The organism is Streptomyces sp. (assembly GCF_036566765.1).
GTDB lineage: Bacteria > Actinomycetota > Actinomycetes > Streptomycetales > Streptomycetaceae > Streptomyces.
The window spans coordinates 1-5,174 of the sequence record NZ_DATCVQ010000458.1 but is presented as its reverse complement, the minus strand read 5'-3'; the positions used below and the strand labels follow the sequence as shown (position 1 = coordinate 5,174).

The window sequence follows — 5,174 nt, the reverse complement described above, 5'->3', positions numbered from 1 at the left end:
ACGACCCGTGTGCCGCATGGCCTCCGGGGATTCCACGGCACTCCGTCCGCGTCGCGTGGCGCGCAGCACGAGTAATGAAGGGTTATGGTGGAAACCCCCCCTCGGGCCGGTCCGTATCCCCCCCACGGACCGGCCCGTTTTCTTTGCCGCGAGACCCAGAAGGATCCGGCCGCAAGGCCCAGAGCGATCCGGCCGCGAGCCCCAGACGGACCCGGCCGCGAGCCCCTGCGGGACCCGCTCGCCCTAGCCCCGACCGGCCCAGATGTTCGTGCCCTCGGTGTCCACCGCGAAGGAGTCGATCTCCTTCAGCTCCTCCGGGGTCAGCGGCGGCGCCGCCAGCGCGGCCACGTTCTCCTCCAGCTGCGCCACGCTCGACGCGCCGATCAGCGCCGACGTCATCCGCTCGTCCCGCAGCACCCACGACAGCGCCAGCTGCGCCAGCGACTGGCCGCGCCGCCCGGCGATCTCCGCGAGCCCGCGCAGCCGGCGCAGCACCTCGTCGGAGAGCAGGTTCGGGTCGAGGGACTTGCCCTGGGTGATCCGGGAGCCCTCGGGGATGCCCTTCAGGTACTTGTCGGTGAGCAGCCCCTGCGCCAGCGGGACGAAGGAGATGCAGCCCATGCCGGCCGCCTCCAGCGTGTCGAGGAGCGCGTCGTCCTCGGTCCAGCGGTTGATCATCGAGTAGGAGGGCTGGTGGATCAGGGCCGGGACGCCCATGTCCTTCAGGATCCGCGCGGCCTCGGCCGTCTGCTCGCTGGTGTACGAGGAGACGCCGACGTACAGCGCCTTGCCCTGCTGCACGGCGGAGGCGAGCGCCCCCATCGTCTCCTCCAGCGGGGTGTGCGGGTCGAAGCGGTGCGAGTAGAAGATGTCGACGTAGTCGAGGCCCATCCGCTTCAGCGAGGCGTCGAGCGACGACATCAGGTACTTGCGGGAGCCCCACTCGCCGTACGGCCCGGGGTGCATCTCGTAGCCGGCCTTGGTGGAGACGATCAGCTCGTCCCGGTACGGCGTGAAGTCCTGCGCGAAGATCTTGCCGAAGTTCAGCTCGGCCGAGCCGGGCGGCGGCCCGTAGTTGTTGGCCAGGTCGAAGTGGGTGACGCCGAGGTCGAAGGCGCGGCGCAGGATCGCGCGCTGCGAGTCGAGGGTGCGGTCGTCGCCGAAGTTGTGCCAGAGGCCGAGGGAGACGGCGGGCAGCTTGAGCCCGCTGCGGCCGGTCCGGCGGTACTCCATGCGGTCATAGCGGTCCGCTGCGGCGCGGTAGAGGGGGGAATCAGTCACGTATCTCTCCTTATCACGGACTTGTGACAGTCCCGGGCTGGGAGCCCGTTACCCGTCCGCAGTAATGTGTCGGCTTCGGGGGCCGCCGCAGCATGGAGGGGTAAGGAAAGTGAACCTGCGCGACCTGGTGTACAGGCTCTATGCGCGCCGGGTGGAAGGCCGACTCGATCACGCCCAGGTGCCCAAGCACATCGGCGTCATCCTCGACGGCAACCGTCGCTGGGCCAAGGCCTCCGGTGGCACCCCCGAACAGGGCCACAAGGCGGGCGCGGACAAGATCCAGGAGCTGCTCGGCTGGTCCGCGGAGACGGACGTCGAGGTCGTCACGCTCTGGATGCTCTCCACCGACAACCTCAACCGGCCCGAGGAGCAGCTGATCCCGCTGCTCGGCATCATCGAGAACGCGGTGCGCGCCCTTGCCGCGGACGGCCGCTGGCGGGTGAACCACGTGGGCACCATGGACCTGCTGCCCGCCCGCACCCAGGCAGTGCTGAAGGAGGCCGAGCAGGCCACCGTCGGCAACACGGGGATACTCGTGAACGTGGCCGTGGGCTACGGCGGCCGGCAGGAGATCGCGGACGCGGTCCGCTCGCTGCTCCTGGAGCACGCGGGGAAGGGGACGAGCTTCGAGGAGCTCGCCGAGATCCTCGACATCGACCACATCGCGGAGCACCTCTACACCCGCGGCCAGCCCGACCCGGACCTGGTGATCCGGACCAGCGGCGAGCAGCGGCTCTCCGGCTTCATGCTGTGGCAGAGCGCCCATTCCGAGTACTACTTCTGCGAGGTCCACTGGCCGGCCTTCCGCAAGGTCGACTTCCTGCGGGCGCTGCGCGACTATGCCGCGCGCCACCGCCGCTACGGCAACTGACGACCGGATCTACACCGGTCACCTCTCGTTCATGAACACGCCGTCATATGCCATGGCATGGCGGAGCTTGTTCGAGGGAATACCACTTCCAGAGTGAGCGGCACGGAGCCCGCCCACCCGGGAGGCCCTTTGCACCAGGACGACCGTGCAGGACGTGTACGGACGAGGCGGAGGGCCGGCGCTCGGCCCGCGCATCGTGGCCAGAGCCCGGCCCGAACCACCCGCGATCATGCGTCCCGATAAAGGGGGGTCTGTCCTTCCGTGGTGACCAGCACAAAGCGCCGCATGCCCGACCGGCGCACCTATGTTCTCGACACCAGCGTCCTGCTGGCCGACCCCAAGGCGATGGCCCGGTTCGAGGAGCACGAGGTCGTGCTCCCGATCGTCGTGGTCACCGAGTTGGAGGCCAAGAGGCACCACCCCGAGCTCGGCTACTTCGCCCGGCAGGCGCTGCGCCTGCTGGACGACTTCCGGGTCCGGTACGGGCGCCTCGACGCCCCTCTTCCCATCGGGGACCTGGGCGGGACGCTGCGGGTCGAGCTGAACCATTCCGACCCCGGCGTGCTCCCGGCCGGCTACCGGTTGGGGGACAACGACTCGCGGATTCTTGCGGTCGCGCGCAATCTGCAGGCCGAGGGGTACGACGTCACGGTCGTCTCCAAGGATCTGCCGCTCCGTATCAAGGCCTCGTCGGTCGGTCTGCTCGCCGAGGAGTACCGGGCGGAGCTCGCCATCACGGACTCCGGCTGGACCGGAATGTCCGAACTGGCGCTGTCCGCGGACCAGGTGGACATCCTCTACGACCAGGAGACGCTGTACGTCCCGGAGGCCGCCGAGCTCCCGGTGCACACCGGCCTGGTCCTGTCCTCGGAGCGGGGCAAGGCCCTGGGCCGGGTCACCGCCGAGGGCAACGTCCGGCTGGTGCGCGGGGACCGGGAGGCGTTCGGGATCCGGGGCCGCAGCGCGGAGCAGCGGATCGCACTCGATCTGCTGCTCGATCCGGACGTCGGCATCATGTCGATGGGCGGCCGGGCCGGCACCGGCAAGTCGGCGCTCGCGCTCTGCGCCGGCCTGGAGGCGGTGCTCGAACGGCGCCAGCACCAGAAGGTGATGGTCTTCCGACCGCTGTACGCGGTGGGCGGGCAGGAGCTCGGCTATCTGCCCGGCTCCGAGGCCGAGAAGATGAGCCCGTGGGCGCAGGCGGTGTTCGACACGCTGTCGGCGGTGGCGAGCCGCGAGGTGATCGAGGAGGTGCTGGGCCGCGGGATGCTGGAGGTCCTTCCGCTCACCCACATCCGCGGCCGCTCGCTGCACGACGCCTTCGTGATCGTGGACGAGGCGCAGTCGCTCGAACGGAACGTACTGCTGACCGTGTTGTCCCGGATCGGGGCGAATTCCCGAGTCGTCCTGACGCACGACGTGGCGCAGCGGGACAACCTGCGGGTCGGCCGGTACGACGGAGTCGTCGCCGTGGTCGAGAAGCTGAAGGGACATCCGCTCTTCGCCCATGTCACGCTCACCCGCTCCGAGCGCTCGCAGATCGCCGCGCTCGTGACCGAGATGCTGGAGGACGGTCATATTTGAGGGAGTAGATCCCTGATGTCCTGATAGGGATCGGGGTTGTCCCGAAAGGGAGTTGACGCCGCCCGGCGAAGCGCAGGAGCTTAGCCGGGCGGCGTCGCGCTGTCCCGGGATCGGCCCAAACTCCTGTGACTGCAGGGGTGTGAGCTTTCCCACGTAACGGGGAATTGCCTTGCGGCATCGGCTTCCGGCAGAGTCTTGCTTCCGTCAGGCCCCGCATACGGCCACACGTGCATCCTCAGGGACGCGCAGCACCACACAACTCCAGAACTGATCGCCGTATGCCGCCCACAGCACCACGGGCCCGTGTCTTTTGTGACCAGAGTGCGAAGACCAGAGCCAGGGGCACGATTTCGCCCGCGTGGTCACCGCTGCGGGCGATGCTGGAAGGAAACCGTGTGAGCCGGATCTCGGTCCGGGGATTCGCGGTGGCTTCGGCCACTGCGGTCACCACTGTGGGCGCAGTCGTCGGCGTTGCCTCGGGCAACACGCAGGTCGCCGACGACAACTTCGAGGCCACCGCGGCCGACACCACGCTGCTTGCGGACATCCCCGTCGGCGAGCAGGCCCAGGTACAGGTGTCGTCGCTGTCGCAGCAGGCCGACGCACAGGCAGCCGCGGCCGACTCGACCGCGCGCAAGCAGGCCGAGGAATCGGCCCGCATCCAGGCGGCCAAGGACGCCACGGCCAAGAAGAAGGCGGCCGACAAGGCGGAGGAGGACCGCAAGGACGCGGAGCTGCGTGCCAACCGCGCCTCCGTGCGCGACGCGTCGAGCTTCTCGGCGCAGAGCTCGTACTCCATCTCCGAGGTCAAGGCGATGGCCCGCCAGATGATCCCGGCGGACCAGTTCCAGTGCTTCAGCAACATCGTGGACCACGAGTCCGGCTGGAACTACAAGGCCACCAACCCGTCCTCGGGCGCGTACGGCCTCGTCCAGGCGCTGCCGGGCTCGAAGATGTCCTCGGCCGGCGACGACTGGCAGACCAACCCGGCCACCCAGATCAAGTGGGGCCTCAACTACATGGACAGCCGCTACGACAGCCCCTGTGGCGCGTGGTCCTTCTGGCAGGCCAACCACTGGTACTAGGCCAGGGGTGACGGGCCGGATCCCGGTCCCTTGCTCAACCTCCCTCAGCCCCTCACCGTCCTTCGGTGAGGGGCTGGGTGCGTGTAGGTTCGGGTCCGGTCGGAACGGGGCTCCCCAGGGGAGTGGCGGGGGGAAGAGGGAACGAGATGTCGAGACTGCCGGTCTGGCTCAACGGCCTGGGTGACGCGCTGCAACGCATGGGCGCACGCCTGGACGCCCGCAGGGCGGAGGCGGAGCGGGACGATCCGCTCGCGCCTCCCTACCGCCCGACGGACGCGAACCCCGGGGCGAACCCCGAGGCGGGCAACGGCTCCCGTACGTCCCCCCAGCCGCCGCCCGCCGTCGACGCGGGC

At 69.3% G+C, this 5,174-nt stretch carries 4 protein-coding genes and 1 pseudogene; 4 read left to right on the top strand and 1 reads right to left on the bottom strand.

Annotated elements, in window-relative coordinates; all coding sequences use genetic code 11:
* Positions 1-243: 243 nt before the first annotated feature.
* A complete protein-coding gene (gene mgrA / locus VIU94_RS27235) occupies positions 244-1,281 on the bottom strand; it encodes an L-glyceraldehyde 3-phosphate reductase (protein WP_331915074.1) in 1,038 nt (345 codons plus the stop codon).
* 109 nt (positions 1,282-1,390) lie between these two features.
* Here mgrA and VIU94_RS27230 point away from each other — a divergent pair, with 109 nt between their 5' ends.
* The 4 genes and pseudogenes from VIU94_RS27230 to VIU94_RS27215 form a co-directional block, all read left to right on the top strand.
* Positions 1,391-2,152 carry an isoprenyl transferase gene (locus VIU94_RS27230; protein ID WP_331915072.1) on the top strand — a complete coding sequence of 254 codons (762 nt, stop codon included), beginning with the start codon at positions 1,391-1,393 and terminating at the stop codon, positions 2,150-2,152.
* Positions 2,153-2,413: 261 nt separating this feature from the next.
* Positions 2,414-3,736 (top strand): RNA 5'-3' helicase PhoH2, encoded by a 1,323-nt coding sequence (phoH2, locus tag VIU94_RS27225; protein WP_331915070.1) that lies wholly within the window; start codon positions 2,414-2,416, stop codon positions 3,734-3,736.
* Between the two features lie 395 nt (positions 3,737-4,131).
* The gene (locus VIU94_RS27220; protein ID WP_331915068.1) at positions 4,132-4,821 is read left to right on the top strand and encodes an aggregation-promoting factor C-terminal-like domain-containing protein; all 690 of its coding nucleotides are present in this window, start codon (positions 4,132-4,134) and stop codon (positions 4,819-4,821) included.
* A gap of 146 nt (positions 4,822-4,967) precedes the next feature.
* Positions 4,968-5,174: pseudogene (locus VIU94_RS27215) on the top strand (AI-2E family transporter); the annotation flags it as partial.